The organism is Streptococcus mitis (genome assembly GCF_003942995.1).
Taxonomy (GTDB): domain Bacteria; phylum Bacillota; class Bacilli; order Lactobacillales; family Streptococcaceae; genus Streptococcus; species Streptococcus mitis_CV.
Window position 1 is genome coordinate 26,759 of record NZ_RJOH01000010.1, and the last position, 17,199, is coordinate 43,957.

The 17,199-nt window shown below is 38.9% G+C and carries 12 protein-coding genes; 4 read left to right on the plus strand and 8 right to left on the minus strand.

The window, feature by feature from the left end; genetic code table 11:
• Positions 1-7 precede the first annotated feature (7 nt).
• Both gpsB and D8836_RS07075 read right to left on the minus strand, forming a co-directional pair.
• Complete coding sequence (gpsB, locus tag D8836_RS07070; protein WP_023946600.1) at positions 8-337, minus strand: cell division regulator GpsB; 330 nt, start codon at positions 335-337, stop codon at positions 8-10.
• A gap of 72 nt (positions 338-409) precedes the next feature.
• Positions 410-937 carry an SLOG family protein gene (locus D8836_RS07075; RefSeq protein WP_125393566.1) on the minus strand — a complete coding sequence of 176 codons (528 nt, stop codon included), beginning with the start codon at positions 935-937 and terminating at the stop codon, positions 410-412.
• A gap of 66 nt (positions 938-1,003) precedes the next feature.
• On the opposite strand from D8836_RS07075, the gene recU reads away from it, so the two are divergent.
• Both recU and pbp1a read left to right on the plus strand, forming a co-directional pair.
• On the plus strand, positions 1,004-1,600 hold the full coding sequence (recU, locus tag D8836_RS07080) for a Holliday junction resolvase RecU (protein WP_125393547.1): 597 nt from the start codon (positions 1,004-1,006) through the stop codon (positions 1,598-1,600).
• Entirely contained in the window at positions 1,597-3,759 is a 2,163-nt protein-coding gene (gene pbp1a, locus D8836_RS07085; RefSeq protein ID WP_125393548.1) for a penicillin-binding protein PBP1A, read from the plus strand. The genes recU and pbp1a overlap by 4 nt, the downstream gene beginning before the upstream one ends.
• A 141-nt stretch (positions 3,760-3,900) precedes the next feature.
• Here pbp1a and D8836_RS07090 read toward each other — a convergent pair whose 3' ends face one another.
• The 6 genes from D8836_RS07090 to D8836_RS07120 form a co-directional block, all read right to left on the minus strand.
• Complete coding sequence (locus D8836_RS07090) at positions 3,901-5,880, minus strand: peptide ABC transporter substrate-binding protein (RefSeq protein WP_125393549.1); 1,980 nt, start codon at positions 5,878-5,880, stop codon at positions 3,901-3,903.
• 200 nt (positions 5,881-6,080) lie between these two features.
• Positions 6,081-7,184: a UDP-galactopyranose mutase gene (gene glf / locus D8836_RS07095; RefSeq protein ID WP_084930229.1), complete on the minus strand. Its 1,104-nt coding sequence runs from the start codon at positions 7,182-7,184 to the stop codon at positions 6,081-6,083.
• 205 nt (positions 7,185-7,389) lie between these two features.
• Positions 7,390-8,835: an LCP family glycopolymer transferase CpsA gene (gene cpsA, locus D8836_RS07105; RefSeq protein WP_125393550.1), complete on the minus strand. Its 1,446-nt coding sequence runs from the start codon at positions 8,833-8,835 to the stop codon at positions 7,390-7,392.
• 189 nt (positions 8,836-9,024) lie between these two features.
• Entirely contained in the window at positions 9,025-10,983 is a 1,959-nt protein-coding gene (locus D8836_RS07110; protein ID WP_049544887.1) for a peptide ABC transporter substrate-binding protein, read from the minus strand.
• A 226-nt stretch (positions 10,984-11,209) separates the two neighbouring features.
• Positions 11,210-13,177 (minus strand): peptide ABC transporter substrate-binding protein, encoded by a 1,968-nt coding sequence (locus D8836_RS07115; RefSeq protein ID WP_049544886.1) that lies wholly within the window; start codon positions 13,175-13,177, stop codon positions 11,210-11,212.
• A gap of 166 nt (positions 13,178-13,343) precedes the next feature.
• Complete coding sequence (locus D8836_RS07120) at positions 13,344-14,954, minus strand: glycoside hydrolase family 13 protein (protein WP_084925897.1); 1,611 nt, start codon at positions 14,952-14,954, stop codon at positions 13,344-13,346.
• A 152-nt stretch (positions 14,955-15,106) separates the two neighbouring features.
• Between D8836_RS07120 and D8836_RS07125 the strand changes: the two genes are divergently transcribed.
• Both D8836_RS07125 and D8836_RS07130 read left to right on the plus strand, forming a co-directional pair.
• Positions 15,107-16,591, plus strand: a complete 1,485-nt coding sequence (locus D8836_RS07125) for a DUF1846 domain-containing protein (RefSeq protein WP_000743580.1) — start codon at positions 15,107-15,109, stop codon at positions 16,589-16,591.
• Positions 16,592-16,685: 94 nt separating this feature from the next.
• Positions 16,686-17,168 (plus strand): S-ribosylhomocysteine lyase, encoded by a 483-nt coding sequence (locus tag D8836_RS07130; RefSeq protein WP_000032547.1) that lies wholly within the window; start codon positions 16,686-16,688, stop codon positions 17,166-17,168.
• Positions 17,169-17,199: the final 31 nt, after the last annotated feature.

The following is a 17,199-nucleotide window of genomic DNA, read 5'->3' on the forward strand; positions in this document are numbered from 1 at the left end:
TAAGCTCTTATAAATCAGAGTTATCCAAAATTTGTTTACCAAATACTTCTTTCTCAAGACGATTTAGACGTTTTAAAATATCAAAATTCGTCATAGAAGTTGTTGCTGTCATTTCAAGTGGTTCTGCTTGAACCGGTGCAGATTCAGGTTTGCGAGACAATTCTTCCTTCAACTCTGCAATTTCTTGACGGAGAGACTTGACTAAGGCAGCATAAGTTTCATAGTCCTTGATGACATCGTCCAAAAATTCATCAACTTCAACCTTACTATACCCACGGACTTCACGTCCAAACTCTTGCTCGAAAATATCTTTCGCTGAAAAAATAATACCTGCCATCTCTCTCTCCATTCTCGGTTTCTAATAGTATTATTATATAAAAAAAGGCAAACAAAAATCAAGGTCAAAGGCTTACTTTTCAGAAAAATTTTCTACTAACTCATTTAAGTCTTCAAACGTTAACCTTTTTATGCGATAACCTTCCTGATTTTTCATCAAATTGTCTATAAATTTTAATTTGGTCTCATTTTCTGGGTCATAGAAAAAATAAGCTAAATCAGTATTTTCCAGCAAAAATCGTTGGTAGTCTCGTAGTTGCCCCATATGTTCATATTTAGGATAGGCATATTTGACAAAATCGACCTGCTTAAATTGGCTCAGTTTCATCTGATTGCCTTCATTCCAATTTTCCCCATGGGTTTCAAAAGCAAAAATGGTGGCCAACTGGAAACCGTATTCGGTCTTCATTTCCTGAGCAACCTCTAAAACCCAATATTCAAAGCCCAAAGTCCCTGTAAATACAAGCCAAGTCACCCCATCTTCTGCCATAGCTTCTAAATCCCTACGTATCGCTTTTTTAATCAATTTAAGACGAGGATCCTTGTCAGAAAACAAACCCAAGTCAAAATTAGAATATCCCATAATTAAAGCTGTAGTCATTTTTACACCTTTCTTTCTATTTTTATGGTATAATAGAGTGATGTTATTGTACCAATAAGGAGAAATATGGTCAACTATCCTCATAAAATTTCATCAAAAAAAAGCCAAACATCCATTTCTCAACCAAAAAATTTCGCAAATCGAGGAATGACTTTTGAAAAGATGATCAACGCCACAAACGACTACTATCTTACGCATGGCATGGCAGTTATCCATAAAAAGCCAACGCCTGTTCAGATTGTTCGAGTAGACTATCCTCAACGTAGTCGAGCCAAAATTGTAGAAGCCTATTTTAGACAAGCTTCCACAACAGATTACTCTGGCGTGTATAGAGGACATTACATTGACTTTGAAGCCAAGGAAACACGACAAAAGAATGCTATTCCAATGAAAAACTTCCATCTTCACCAGATTCAACATATGGAACAAGTTCTAAAACAGCAGGGGATTTGCTTCGTACTACTTCATTTTTCTTCTCAACAAGAAACTTATTTGTTGCCGGCACTTGATTTGATTCGCTTTTATCATCAAGATAAGGGCCAAAAATCAATGCCACTTGGATATATCAAAGAATACGGATATTTAGTAAATCAAGGAGCTTTCCCTCAAATTCCCTATCTCGATATTATCAAAGAACATTTACTAGGTGGTAAAACAAGATGAATAAACAAACTATTCTGCGATTCTTAAAGTATATTGGAATTACATTTCTTACCTTATTTATCGCATTATTTCTATTAGGTGGAGGTGCCTTCCTCTACTTTGTTAGCAAGGCTCCAGCCTTATCTGAAAGTAAATTAGTTGCGACAACCTCTAGCAAGATTTATGACAACAAAAACGAACTGATTGCTGACCTTGGATCTGAACGTCGCGTAAATGCTCAGGCAAATGAAATTCCTACTGACTTAGTCAAGGCAATTGTGTCTATCGAAGACCACCGTTTCTTTGACCATAGAGGTGTTGATACTATTCGTATCATGGGGGCAGCATTAAGAAATCTACAAGGAGGAGGTCTACAAGGTGCCTCAACCTTGACACAACAATTAATTAAATTGACTTATTTTTCTACTTCAACTGCTGATCAAACCTTGTCACGTAAAGCTCAAGAAGCTTGGCTAGCCGTTCAACTAGAGCAAAAAGCAACCAAGCAAGAAATCCTGACCTATTACATCAATAAAGTCTACATGTCCAACGGTAACTATGGAATGCAAACCGCAGCCCAAAATTACTATGGAAAAGACTTGAAGGACTTAAGCTTGCCACAGTTAGCACTCTTGGCTGGAATGCCTCAAGCTCCAAACCAATATGATCCTTATTCCCATCCAGAAGCTGCTCTAGAGCGTCGTAACTTGGTACTTTCAGAAATGAAAGGGCAAAAATACATTAGTGCAGAAGATTATGAAAAAGCTATTAATACTCCCGTCACTGACGGTCTCCAAAGTTTGAAGTCAGCCAATAGTTATCCAGCTTATATGGACAACTACCTCAAAGAAGTAATCGACCAAGTTGAACAAGAAACTGGTTACAACCTTCTTACTACAGGTATGGAAGTCTATACTAATGTCGACAAAGATGTTCAGCAGCGACTTTGGGATGTTTATAATACAGATGAGTACGTTGCTTATCCAGATGATGAACTTCAAGTAGCTTCCACTATCGTTGATGTAACAAATGGTAAAGTCATTGCTCAGTTAGGTGCCCGTCACCAATCAAGTAATGTATCTTTCGGAATCAACCAAGCCGTTGAAACCAACCGTGACTGGGGTTCTACTATGAAACCAATCACTGACTATGCTCCCGCTTTAGAATATGGAGTCTATGACTCTACTGCAACTATAGTACATGATGTTCCTTATAACTATCCAGGTACTGATACTCCCGTCTACAACTGGGATAAAGGCTACTTTGGAAACATTACAATCCAGTATGCACTTCAACAGTCACGTAATGTCACAGCCGTTGAAACTTTGAATAAGGTCGGTCTAGATAGAGCTAAAACTTTCCTAAATGGCTTAGGTATCAATTATCCAAGCATCCACTATGCAAACGCCATTTCAAGTAATACAACTGAATCTAACAAACAATACGGTGCAAGCAGTGAAAAAATGGCTGCTGCTTATGCTGCCTTTGCCAACGGTGGAATTTACCACAAACCCATGTATATCAATAAGGTCGTCTTCAGTGACGGTAGTGAAAAAGAATTTTCAGATGCTGGTACACGAGCTATGAAAGAAACAACTGCTTACATGATGACCGAAATGATGAAAACCGTCTTGGCATACGGAACTGGTCGTGGAGCCTATCTCCCATGGTTAGCGCAAGCTGGTAAGACAGGTACTTCTAACTACACAGATGATGAAATTGAAAAACACATCAAGAACACTGGCTATGTAGCTCCAGATGAAATGTTTGTTGGTTATACTCGTAAGTATTCTATGGCTGTATGGACAGGTTATTCGAATCGTTTAACTCCTATCGTTGGAGATGGTTTCCTAGTTGCAGCTAAAGTTTATCGCTCAATGATAACGTATCTATCAGAAGATACTCATCCAGAAGACTGGACGATGCCAGACGGACTTTTCAGAAACGGGGAATTTGTATTCAAAAATGGAGCTCGCCCAATATGGACTGAATCCTCTACTCAACAATCCTCAACAGCTGAAAGTTCAACTACACAGGCAAGTACTACGGTTGGTCAACAACCCAATAATGCTCCAGCAACTGATCCTAATCAAGGACAAGCTGGTCAGGCTGTTCAGCCGACACAACCAGTACAACCAACACCACAAAATCCACAAGTTCAACAGCAACCACAACAGTAAGATAAAAGAAAATTCTGAGAATAAAGGCTCAGGATTTTTTCTTCAACAAAATAGGATCTATCATATCTAAAAGCGATGATCGGCACCAATTCATTTTCGATAAACCAAAAGAAGTTAGCGAATAACTAACTTCTTTTTATCTTATTTCACATGTTTTGCGAGCTCTTCTTGCGCTTTTTTATTGGATTCTTCTTTTTCTTTCATCCATTTATCTTGAGCTTTTTGATATTCATCTGCTGTGACTGCCTTGTCTTGAAGTTCAAGGTATTTGTACAAGAGTGGCTCACTTGTACCTTTATTTCCTGACAATGCAAATGGTATTGTAAATGGTACCATCTTAGACAAGATTGGACGTCCTGTACGAGATGTAGTTGGAATAATCAAAGCGCTATCTGTCAACCAAGCTTGGGCTGCAGCGTATTTATCATATCGTTTAGCAACATCTATAGACTCATCACCAGCTTCAGTAACCAATTTCTCGTAGTCATATAGACCTACTTTTTTAGCAGCTACATTATCTTTCCCTGAGTCAAATCCTAAATATGTTTTAGTACTTTCTCCTACAGATGGTTTGATGATGTCAAGGTAAGTTGATGGATCGGCAAAGTCTGGACCCCAACCGACATTATCTGATAAATCCCAGTCTTCGCCAGCAGCATTTTCAGCAAAATATGTAATATTGTTTACTTCATCTTTTTGTAGTTGTTGAATATCAATAATGACATTATCAGTTCCTAAAGTCGCTTCCAAGGATTGTTTCATAGATTGCACGCGCTGAACTTTTGTAGTTGCTGTTTGGTCAACAGGCATATCTAGGTGAATTGGGAATTGGACTCCTTCTGCTTGTAAGGCTGATTTAGCTTTAGCAAATTCAGCCTTGGCTTTCTCTGGATTGTAAAGGCCATCCTGTGCATCGGCAAGATTAACATCCTTCCATTCATCCCCATAAGTCACCAATTTTTCTTTGACCATATCGCCAAAGTTTTTCCCATCTGCTTGAACAAATGTTGGTGGAACAAAGAGATTGCGCAAGATTTTGCTTGCTCCAGTTTCTCCATTTAGCTGAGAGGCATAAGCTGTACGGTCAAAACCAAAGGCAATAGCTTGGCGGAAATCCTTATTTAAGAGAGCCTTTTTAGTAGAAGTCTTTTGTTCGTCACTAGTCTTAGAAGTATATTTATAGGACTGACGATCAATATTTGTTCCCACTAGATACGTAGTAGAGTCTTGTTGAGTATAGACAATATTATCCTTCATCTCTTTCTCAAGCTCTGCGAAACTTGCACTTGTTGGATAGAGACGAGCTGCTGTAAGGCTACCATCTTTAAAGTTTTCTGCAGGTTTACTAGTATCTTGACCATCCCAGAATGACAATTTAACTTTGTCAATATGCACATTGTCTTTATCCCAGTAGTTAGGATTTTTCGCAAATTCAACAGAAGATTTGGTCACAATGGATTTCAACAAATAAGGACCATTATACAAGAGACTACCTGGATCCGTAGCTTTGGCAAAATCATCCCCTTTTGAATTCAAAAACTCTTCATTGACTGGCGCAAGAACACCCATGGTCGTTTTAGAATTCCAAAAACTTTCAGGTTTGTTCAACGTGTATTGGACTGTTTGATCGTCAAGCGCTTTAATCCCGACTTGAGCAAAATCTGTGATTTCCCCTTTAGCATAAGCATCCAGACCTTTGATTGAATCTTGTACCAAGTAAAGGGCTTCTGCTTTCTTATCTGTTGCATATTTAAGACCTGTCACAAAGTCTTGAGCCTTAACAGGAGCATACTCTTCTCCCTCAGATGTATACCACTTGGCATCCTGACGAATCTTATAAGTATAAGTCAAGCCATCCTTAGAAACTGACCAGTCCTCTGCCATTGAGGGAATAAGGTTCCCGTATTTATCATTTTCAAGCAATCCATCAATCACATTACTAGTAATGTCGGCAGTTGCTGCCTTACCAGTTGTCAAATAGTTGAGATTATCTGGATGTGTCTCGTATGTAAATGCAAAGGTCTGCTCACCTTTAGTAGCAGAACCACCCGAGCAAGCCGCTAAGACACCTGCTGCTAATAAAGTTACTCCCGCAAAAGCCAATACTTTCCTTGTTTTCATAGTCTTCTCCTTTGTTTTTTTATTCATTATAGCCCCTTTTTTGAGTCCTGTCAATACAATTTTCTGAATTTTTGAAAATTATTTTTTAAACAATAACTTCGCAAAAATATGAATAATATCAAAAACCCCTCAACTACATTACGTAGTCAAGGAATTATTGATCATATTTGTAAATAGCAACTGATAACAGTTCTAGGTGTTTAATCTAACTCATTTCTTGCACACTGTAAAGCTGCTCCAATTACTTGGTGCATATCGTAATAACGATAGTGTCCTAAACGACCACCAAAGATAACATTCCCTTGCTCATCAGCCAATTTTTTATATGATTTATACAAATGATTATTACGATCATTATTTACTGGATAATAAGGCTCATCACCTTTTTCCCATGTTTTAGAATGTTCTTTAGTAATGATAGTCTTTGCTTGATTCCCAAACTCAAAATGTTTGTGTTCAATAATGCGAGTATATGGAGTTTCTGAATCCGTATAGTTCACAACTGCATTTCCTTGGTAATTCTCCATATCCAAGGTCTCATTTTCAAAACGAAGACTACGATACTCTAGTTCACCCAACTTATAGTCAAAGAATTCATCAATCATACCAGTAAAGACAATTTTAGGGAAGTTCTTCATATATTGTTCTTTATTCGCAAAGAAATCAACATTTGTTTCTACATCAATATTTTCATGATCCAACATTTTTTCAACTATTTGAGTGTAGCCACCAATTGGAATTCCTTGATAGGTATCGTTAAAATAGTTGTTATCATAGGTCAGGCGTACTGGCAAACGGCGAATGATAAAGGCTGGAAGTTCCGTAGTTGGCTTGCCCCACTGTTTCTCTGTATAATCTTTGATTAATTTTTCGTAGATATCTGTACCTACAAGAGAGATCGCCTGTTCTTCCAAATTTTCTGGAGTTTTACCATTTAAAACAGCACGTTGCTCATCAATCTTGGCTTGTGCTTCTGCTGGCGTTACAACTCCCCAGAGTTTATTGAAAGTATTCATATTAAATGGAAGATTATAAATCTCTCCCTTATAATTTGCGACAGGAGAATTTGTATAACGGTTAAATTCTGCAAACTGATTTACATAATCCCAAATCTCCTTATCAGAAGTATGGAAAATATGAGCACCATATTGATGAACTCGAATTCCTTCCTCTTCACGAGTATAGATATTACCCGCGATATGATTTCGTTTTTCAATGACTTTTACTTTTTTTCCTTTTAAGGCTGCTTCATGGGCAAAAACCGCGCCAAAAAGACCAGCACCAACGATTAGATAATCGTACATTTTAAGCTCCTTTATTTTTTAACAAACTGTTGTAGCAATTGTACAAGATTGATTGCTTTAATAGATGATACAATTGCATATTTTACATCTTAAATCCGTACTTCTTATCCATAGATTTCTGTCAAAAGAATCTTGCTTTTTGCTTAGATTTTGGACCATCATCCACACCAAATACGATATGCGAATGAATATCAATCATTTTGTCTTATTTCCCTTCCATCACATCATTGATTGCAGCCTTGACTGACTCTAAACTGCTGTCACTAATTTCCATCATGTAGAGGCTACTCTCAGGCATGGCATAGGATGGTAAATCCATACGCCCTGTTCCTTTAAGATCTTGCGAATTGATCTTATAAGTTCCACCACTCTCAAGTTGGGCATTAACCAGGTTCATCATGGTTTCAAGTGGCATATTGGTTTGAATCGAATCTTGCAGCCCTTTTATAATACTGTCATAATTTTTCAAAGCTTCCGTAGAGGTTAATTTTTGCAGAATTGCAACAATGACCTTTTGCTGGTTACGACCACGATCTCGGTCTCCATCTGCCAATGAATAACGCTCACGTACAAAGCTAAGAGCTTGCTCCGAGTCAAGATGAACATTCCCTACAGGATAGAACTTCCCATTTGTATGAGCAGTAAATTCTTGATCATTATGAACATCAACTCCACCGAGAAGATCTATCAATTTCAAGAAAGAAGTGAAATTCAAACGAGCGTAATAGTTCAAGTCAATACCGTAGAGATTTTCCAGTGTATGAATGGAAGCATCTACTCCATAAATCCCCGCATGGGTCAACTTATCTTTTTGGTTGTTACCACCATCTGCAATTGGAACATAGGAATCACGAGGAGTCGTTGTCAAAAGAATCTTTTTCGTTTCGCGATTCACTGTCATAATGATATTGACATCCGAACGAGAAACCGAACTGATTGGACCGTAAGTATCAATTCCACTGATATAAACATTGAAACTGTCACCCTTGACATCTTTTGGAGTTTCAACCGTCTTGGTTAATTCTTTGGTATAGATTTTCTTAATTTTTGAAGCATAGTCAGGATATTCTGATTCGATAATGTTTTCAAAGACACTGTTTAGAATGATTGCCTTTGTATCGCCAGCTAACAAGCTCTTATAGGCCGCAAGATAGGATCTGCTTTCTTCGACTGTCAATTCCTTATTTTGACTAGCCTTAAGATCATTCATCAACTGTTGGATATTATCCTTATCCGTCCCAGTCGGCCCCGTTACACTGGTTACCTGACTGATATTATCAATTGAACTATCTGCTAATACCGCAATACTCATCGAATAATGTGAGTAGTTCGATGTCGCATTCAGGCGACTGGTAAATCCAATGAACTGCCCTACAGCAAAGAGAGAAGTTCCATTGATTAACACACCAAGCAGTAATAAAATCAGCGTTAGATTTTTAGCTTTCTTGGACCGAATTAAAAAGAAGCACAAGATGGCTAAGGCTACAATTAAGACAGCAACCACTATATTGAGATATCGGAAGGCTAGCATATTGTACTTGAAAATCAAAAACAATAAAAAGACTGCTAGTAATGCATAGATAGCTAGCAACCCCCAACTAATCAATATTTTTGTTTTACCCTTACGAGCTCGCTTCGAAGATCTACTCACGATATACCTCTATTATCAATTTTTATTTCATTTTATTATATCATAAAAAAATACACTTGCGGGGTAAATCCGCTTAGGTAAGGCATTTTAATCTTCTTTCCGAAACATTCTTTTTGACTTGCAACCAATTACATCAATAAATTTACTATATAAACATCAAAACAAGGTCCCTTACGGAACCTCGCTCATCTATTTGACATGATTTTCTGCTTCTTTTTGAGCTTTTTCGATTGCTTTTTTACTTTCTTGCTCCCATTTAGTCTTAGCTTCTTCAAACTGTTTGATTGTCACAGTATCTTTTTGCAGTTTCATATACTTGTAGTTATTGCCATCACCCTTGATACCGACCATTGAGTACCCTCTTGTAAATGGCGTTACTTTGGTTACAGATGCTGTTCCACCACTTGACATGGCTGACATAATCAGAGAATTGTCAATCATCCAAGCCTGTGCTTCAGCATATTTTTCATAGCGTTTTGCTACATCTTTATTTTCACTATCTGCATCTTTGAGCATCTTGGTGTAAGTATCAAGCCCCAAGCTAGCAATCTTAGCTTTATCTTCTTGAGCATCTAGACCAAAAATTTTGAGGTAGAATCCATCCTCTGCATTGAAAGGATTGAGATAAGTTGATGGATCCTGATAGTCACCTACCCAACCATCAAAGCTCAAATCATAGTCTCGATCAGCTGGTGTTGGTGCTAAGAAGGCTACGTTATTAAAATCATCTGTTGAAAGTTGCTGAACATCAATGACAATGTTATCAGCACCTAAAACTGACTCAAGGGTCTGCTTAACTGAGTTCATGCCTGTCACAGCATTTTTACTTGTTTGATCAACAGCTACATCCAAGTGAATAGGGAAAGTCACACCTTGACTTGCCAATTCTTTTTTAGCTTCCGCAAATTTTGCTTGGGCTTTTTCTTTGTTAAAATAGGCATCCTGAGCATCTGCCAAGTTAATACCTGACCATTCTGTGCCATAGTTGACCAATTTAGAAGCGACTACTTCTCCAAAAGTCTTGTCTCCAACTTGGACAAATGTAGGAGGTACTAGGGTGTTACGAAGGGTCTTGCTAGCCGCTTCTTCCCCATTTGACTGAGCAGAATAGGCTGTGCGGTCCAAGGCAAAGTTCACCGCTTGGCGGAAGTTCTTGTTCAAAACAGCTGTCTCAGTTGACTTCTTCTGCTCATCTGTTGTTTTAGCAGTGTGATTGTAGGCCTTACGGTTGACGTTAAAATTGAAATACCAAGAAGTCTTGTCCTGCAAGCTATAGACGATATTATCCTTATATTTCTCCTTGGTCTTAGCAAAGTTAGAACTATTTGGATAAACACCTGCGATTGAATAAGCTCCACTTTCAAAGTTACGGATGGTCAATTCTTGGTCTGAACCATCAAAATAGGCCAATTTTACGTGTTCAATCGATACTTTGTCATGATCATAATAATGCGGATTTTTCACATACTCGATCGATGATTTTGATGTGAAATCTTTTAACAAATAAGGTCCGCTGTAGAGAATGCTATCTGGAGATAGGGTACCAAAATCTTTCCCTTTTGAGTTTAGAAACTCTTCATTCACTGGGAAAAGAATACTGTTGGTTGTTTTTGAGTTCCAGTAAGGTTCTGGGCGCGCCAAAGTATACTCAACAGTATGGTCATCAATGGCTTTCACTCCAACCTTAGAAAAGTCAGAATCCGCTCCTGTAATATAATCATTCAAGCCCTTGATTGAGTTTTGAATCAAGTCAATGGCCTGGGATTTATTATCCACTGCGTATTTGATACCTGTCACAAAATCTTGTGCCTTGACTGGGGCATACTCTTCACCGTCAGCCGTAAACCATTTGGCATCTTTTCTCAGTTTATAGGTATAAGTCAGACCGTCGCTTGAAACAGACCAGTCCTCTGCCAAAGATGGAACTAGGTTTCCGTGGTTGTCATTTTCAAGCAAACCATCAACTAGGTTAGTAATAATAGCTGTATTATCAGCGTAGTAGTCTAATAAGTAGTTAAATGTAGTTGGGTTTCCACTAAAGGTTGATGAGTAAGTTTTTGTATCTGAACCTGATTGTCCGCAAGCAGTTAACAGCAAGGCAGCTGCAACAGTCAGACCTGCACTAAGGATACGCTTTTTTGTAGTCATCTTCTTTCTCCTTTATGTTAGTTTTTATAACATAGGTTTATTTTACCAAAATAGTGGGAATTTGTAAAGTTAATTGAATTTCTAGAATGAAAGTTTATAAACTTTAGTCATAAAAAAACAAAGGATTTCTGTCTTTCATACAGTCCTCCCTTGTTTTTATGCGATTTATCATTTAAATATCAATGAATTAACTGATAACCTAACGAAAGCAAGAATCTCATTCACGTTATTTTATGTGCTTTTCTAAATCCTTTTGATACTGAGCATTCGATTCCAGTTTTTCCTTTTGCCACTTTTTGAAGGCCGCATCATACTCTTTAGTTGTCACAATATCATTTTGAAGTTCCATTCCTTTAAAAATAAATGGATCCCCCTTAATACCGACCTGTGAATAAGCTTTGGTAAATGGAACAGTACGACTAACCATAGGAGAGCCCCCTGAAGAAGCAACTGGAATAAGAAGTGAACTATCAGTAACCCAAGCCTGTGCTTTAGCATACTTTTCGTATCGTTTATCAAGATTACTTGTCTCAGAAGCCGCATCATCCAAGAGCTTCTTGTATTCATCCAAGCCAACTTTTGCCACAACTTCAGGATCCTTGCCCTTTGTTATACCTAGATGTTTCAAGGCAGAACCCTTCTTAGCATCTAAAATATTGAGATAGGTTGCTGGATCTTGGTAATCTGGTCCCCAACCTGTTCCGTTCAAATCATAATCTTTTTGGGTTGGAACTTTAGCTTGAGAAGTAATACTTTCCTTCTCATTATCTGTCATTTGAAGAACATCTATAATCACATTCTCCGTTCCAAGCGTTTCTTCAATTGATTGTTTTAGCGAATTGGTTTGTTGCACCGCAACTACATCTGTCTGTTCTACTGGCACATCTAGATGAATCGGGAAACTCACTCCCTTAGCTTGCAATTCTGACTTCGCTTTTTCAAATGCAGACTTGGCCTTTGTTGGATTGTAAATTGTATCCTTACCATCTGTGAGAGTCACATCTTTCCACTGTTCTCCATATTTCAGTAGTTCATCCTGAGCCAACTGTCCGAAGGTCTTCCCAGCTACTTGAACGTAATTATCTGGCACTAGACTATTACGAATAATCTTATCCGCACCCTCTTCACCGTTTAATTGAGCTGTATAGGCGTGGCGATTGAAGGCAAAATTAATTGCTTGACGGAAATTTTTATTCAGCATGGCTTCTTTTGTAGAAAGCTTTTGTCCTTCATCTGTCTTGGCTGTTTTATTATATGATTGACGATTTACGTTAAAAGTAAAGTAATAACTAGTTGCTTCCTGAGGGCTATAAATAATCTGATCTCCATATTTCTCTTTGGTAGAAGCAAAACTTGAACTATTTGGGAAAAGTCTCGCTGTATTATATGCTCCTGTAGCGAAACTACGGATAAGGGATTCTTGATCTGATCCGTCATAGAATGTTAATTTTACATTATCAATCTTGACATTTTCCTTATCCCAATAGTTAGGATTTTTTTCATATTCAATCACAGATTTAGAAATCAAAGATTTCAAAAAATATGGACCATTGTAAAGAATACTTGATGGGGTTGGCGCTCCGTAATCCTTGCCTGTTGCATTCAAAAATTCTTCATTTACAGGGAGCATGGTTGCTGTTGTTACTTTAGAGTTCCAAAAACTTTCTGGTTTATTAAGGGTATATTCTACCGTATAATCATCAAGAGCTTTAACACCTACAGTTGAAAAATCATTGGTCTCACCACTAACATAAGCCTCCAAACCTTTGATTGATTTTTCAATCAAAGAAAGACCATCTGACTTAGCATCTGCTGCATGCTTCAGACCTGTAACAAAATCCTGCGCCTTAACTTCTGCATACTCCTCTCCTTCAGAAGTATACCACTTCACCCCCTTACGAAGTTTGTAAGTGTAAGTCAAACCATCGGTTGAAACAGTCCAATCCTCTGCTAAAGACGGAACAAGATTCCCATATTTATCATTCTCTAAAAGACCATCAACAACATTACCAATCACGTCAGAAGTAGAACTTTTACTCGTAACGCTATAATCCAAGGAAGACGGATCCACTGCATAAACATAAGAAAAGCTCCTCGGGGCATCTGCTTTCTTATCACTTTTACCACAAGCTGCCAAAAGAAGGGCCGCACTCAAGGTCACTCCCGCTCCTAAGAGCCACTTTTTCGATTGCATAAATAATCTCCTTCAAAATAGTATTTTCACTATTATACCCTATTTTATTATAAAAGCAAGAGCTTTTGACAGATTTTTTAGAAAATTCTAAAAAATCTATTTAAAAGAATTCTCTAAAAAACTTTTAGCAAAACCTCAAACTCTATAAGCTTGAGGTTCTCACTTTTTAGTCAGTCATTTCCACACAGAAAGCATCCCATGGAGCTAAGATTTGTTTTTCAAAGACTTCCTGAGCCACGGTGTTTTCAATCAAGACCGATTTGACGTTTCCTTCTACGGTCAAGTCTTGCTCTTCATTGGACAAGTTAGCCACAACTAGAAAACGACGGTCCCCATCTTTACGGATATAGGCAAAGACCTTGTCAGTTGTTTCCAAGAGTTCAAAGTTAGCTCGAATCAGCCAGCTATTCTCCTTACGTATTTGGACCAGTTTCTGATAGGTATAGAAAATAGAATCTGGATTTGCCAGCGCCACTTGAACGTTGATTGCTTGATAGTTTGGATTCACTGCCAACCAAGGTTGACCTGTTGAGAAACCAGCATTTTTGCTCTCGTCCCATTGCATAGGGGTACGGGCATTGTCACGACCAATGACACGGATACTGTCCATGATTTCTTCCATCGGAACACCTTTTTCAAGAGCTTCACGCGCATAGTTGAGGGATTCAATATCTTCTACTTGATCCAGCGTTTCAAACGGATAATTTGTCATCCCAATTTCCTCACCTTGGTAGATATAAGGTGTTCCTTTCATGAGGTGAAGTAAGATTACAAAGGCTTTGGCAGATTTTTCGCGGTATTCTTGGTCATTTCCCCAGATTGATACGATACGAGGAAGGTCATGATTGTTCCAGAAGAGCGAATTCCAACCGTCCTCAACTCCTAACTCTGTCTGCCATTTGTTGAAAATCTCTTTTAACTTAGCAATATTCAGTTCTTTTTGATAGTGCCATTTAGGCTGACCTTCCTGATACTGAAGACCGATATGTTCAAAATGGAAGACCATAGACAATTCTTGCCCCTTTGGATCTGAGTAGAACTTGGCAATCTCGGGCGTTGCTCCCCAAGTCTCCCCTACTGTCAAGAGATCCTTATCTCCAAAGGTCGCCTGATTCATTTCCTTGAGATAGGGGTGAAGCATAGGACCATTATTGACTACCTTCTCGTCAGGAATTTTCCCAATCATGTCAATGACATCCATGCGGAAACCACCAATGCCTTTATCAATCCAGAAGTTCATCATCTCATAAATTTTCTGGCGAAGTTTTTCATTTTCCCAGTTGAGATCCGGCTGTTTCTTACTGAAAAAGTGAAGATAGTATTGACCTGACTTTTCATCGTATTCCCAAGCAGATCCGCTAAAGATAGAATCTAGGTCGTTAGGCTCATTCCGCCAGATATAGTAGTCTCGCTCAGGGCTGTCAGGATTTTCACAGGCCTCTACAAACCAGGCATGTTCATCCGAGGTATGATTGACCACCAAGTCCATGATAATACGGATATCACGCTTCTTAGCTTCCGCGATCAGTTGGTCCATATCCTCCATGGTCCCAAAAATAGCCGCAATCGCTTGATAATCAGCAATATCGTAGCCATTATCATCCATCGGGCTGTCATAAACAGGAGAAAGCCAAATCGCTGTAATTCCTAACTTGGCTAGATAGTCTAACTTACTGGTAATTCCTGGCAAATCGCCAATTCCATCTCCGTTGCTATCCATAAAGCTCTTAGGATAAACTTGATAGACTACGGCATTGTGCCACCATTTTTCTTGCATCTTCTTACCTCATTATTTTAATAATCTGTAGTCTATGATAGCGCTTTTTAAAATTTTATGCAAGCGTTTGCCTAATCTTTTTGATTCCTTTTTTAACTCCATAGTTTCCTAACTGCCAATTTTTTATTATAATAGAGGTCAGAGGTAAAAAAATGAAAAAACAAGCTTTTAGTTCTGAACAATATTTGAATCTTCAACGCGACCATATCTTGGAGCGCATTAATCAATTTGACGGCAAGCTCTACTTAGAGTTTGGCGGTAAAATGTTAGAAGATTTCCACGCTGCTCGTGTCCTTCCTGGTTATGAGCCTGACAACAAAATCAAGCTCTTGCAAGAATTGAAAGAGCAGGTTGAGGTTGTGATTGCTATTAATGCTAGCAACATCGAACATTCCAAGGCACGTGGTGACTTGGGCATTTCTTATGACCAAGAAGTTCTTCGTTTGATTGACAAATTCAATGAATTGGGAATTTTTGTTGGCTCCGTTGTCATCACACAGTACGCTGGTCAACCAGCTGCAGATGCCTTCCGCAACCAACTTGATAAAAACGGAATTGATTCTTATCTTCATTATCCAATCAAAGGATATCCGACGGATATGGATCACATCATTTCACCCGAAGGAATGGGGAAAAATGACTACATCAAAACCAGTCGTAACTTGATTGTCGTAACCGCTCCTGGACCTGGTTCTGGAAAATTGGCAACGTGTATGTCCAATATGTACCACGACCAAATCAATGGCATCAAGTCTGGCTACGCTAAATTTGAAACCTTCCCAGTTTGGAATCTTCCCCTTCATCATCCAGTCAACTTGGCTTATGAAGCTGCTACAGCTGACCTTGATGATGTCAACATGATTGATCCTTTCCATCTTCAAACCTATGGAGAAACCACTGTCAACTACAACCGTGATATCGAAATCTTCCCAGTGCTCAAACGTATGTTGGAACGTATCCTTGGTGAATCTCCATACGCTTCACCAACAGACATGGGTGTCAACATGGTTGGTTTCGCTATTACAGATGATGAGGCTGCTATCGAAGCTTCTAAACAAGAAATCATCCGCCGTTACTATCAAACTGTTCTTGATTTTAAAGCCGAAAAAGTTGGCGAAGCTGCTGTCAAGAAAATCGAGTTGCTTATGAACGACCTCGGTATCACACCTGCAGACCGTAAGGTTGCTGTTGCTGCACGCCAAAAAGCAGAAGAAACTGGCGGACCAGCTCTAGCCCTTGAATTGCCAAATGGGGAAATTGTCACTGGTAAGAACTCAGAACTCTTTGGTCCTACAGCCGCTGCTCTTATCAACGCCATCAAGAAATCAGCTAACATTGCCAAGGAAGTAAAACTAATCGAGCCTGAAGTTGTTAAGCCAATCCAAGGTCTTAAAATCGATCATCTCGGTAGCCGTAATCCACGCCTACATTCAAATGAAATTTTGATTGCACTTGCTATCACAGCTACAGAAAATCCTGATGCTGCTCGTGCTATGGAAGAACTTGGCAACCTCAAAGGAAGCGAAGCCCACTCAACCATCATCTTAACCGATGAAGACAAGAATGTCCTTCGTAAACTGGGTATCAATGTAACCTTTGACCCTTACTACCAATACGACCGCTTGTATCGTAAATAAAGATTTCAACCTCTCCAACCTCGGAGAGGTTTTCTCTCTGCCTCAAGAGCCGGCTTTATGTTATAATGAAAGAAGAAAACTGAAAGGATTTACCATGTCAAAAGAAGTTATTGTTGAAAGTTTTGAACTTGACCACACTATTGTTAAAGCACCTTATGTCCGCTTGATTGGGGAAGAAACAGGGCCAAAGGGAGACATCATCTCCAATTATGATATTCGCTTGGTACAACCAAATGAAGACTCGATCCCTACCGCTGGACTTCACACCATCGAACACCTCTTGGCTAAACTCATCCGTACCCGCATTGACGGCATGATTGACTGTTCACCATTTGGTTGCCGCACAGGCTTCCACATGATTATGTGGGGCCGTCACACCAGTGCTGAAATCGCGGCTGTTATCAAGGATTCGCTCAAGGAAATCGCTGAGACTACTACTTGGGAAGATGTCCCTGGAACAACCATCGAATCTTGCGGCAACTACAAGGATCACAGCCTCTTTTCTGCTAAAGAATGGGCAAAACTCATCCTAGAACAAGGGATTTCAGATGATGCCTTTGAACGCCATGTCATCTAAACACAAAAAAAGGAACCAGTTTTTTTCAGCT

Coding starts and splice junctions, on each gene's coding strand:
- D8836_RS07110 (WP_049544887.1), bottom strand. CDS start 10,983: ATGACTACAAAAAAGCGTATCCTTAGTGCAGGTCTGACTGTTGCAGCT.
- D8836_RS07130 (WP_000032547.1), top strand. CDS start 16,686: ATGTCAAAAGAAGTTATTGTTGAAAGTTTTGAACTTGACCACACTATT.
- D8836_RS07125 (WP_000743580.1), top strand. CDS start 15,107: ATGAAAAAACAAGCTTTTAGTTCTGAACAATATTTGAATCTTCAACGC.
- D8836_RS07120 (WP_084925897.1), bottom strand. CDS start 14,954: ATGCAAGAAAAATGGTGGCACAATGCCGTAGTCTATCAAGTTTATCCT.
- D8836_RS07090 (WP_125393549.1), bottom strand. CDS start 5,880: ATGAAAACAAGGAAAGTATTGGCTTTTGCGGGAGTAACTTTATTAGCA.
- D8836_RS07075 (WP_125393566.1), bottom strand. CDS start 937: ATGACTACAGCTTTAATTATGGGATATTCTAATTTTGACTTGGGTTTG.
- gpsB (WP_023946600.1), bottom strand. CDS start 337: ATGGCAGGTATTATTTTTTCAGCGAAAGATATTTTCGAGCAAGAGTTT.
- D8836_RS07115 (WP_049544886.1), bottom strand. CDS start 13,177: ATGCAATCGAAAAAGTGGCTCTTAGGAGCGGGAGTGACCTTGAGTGCG.
- pbp1a (WP_125393548.1), top strand. CDS start 1,597: ATGAATAAACAAACTATTCTGCGATTCTTAAAGTATATTGGAATTACA.
- glf (WP_084930229.1), bottom strand. CDS start 7,184: ATGTACGATTATCTAATCGTTGGTGCTGGTCTTTTTGGCGCGGTTTTT.
- recU (WP_125393547.1), top strand. CDS start 1,004: ATGGTCAACTATCCTCATAAAATTTCATCAAAAAAAAGCCAAACATCC.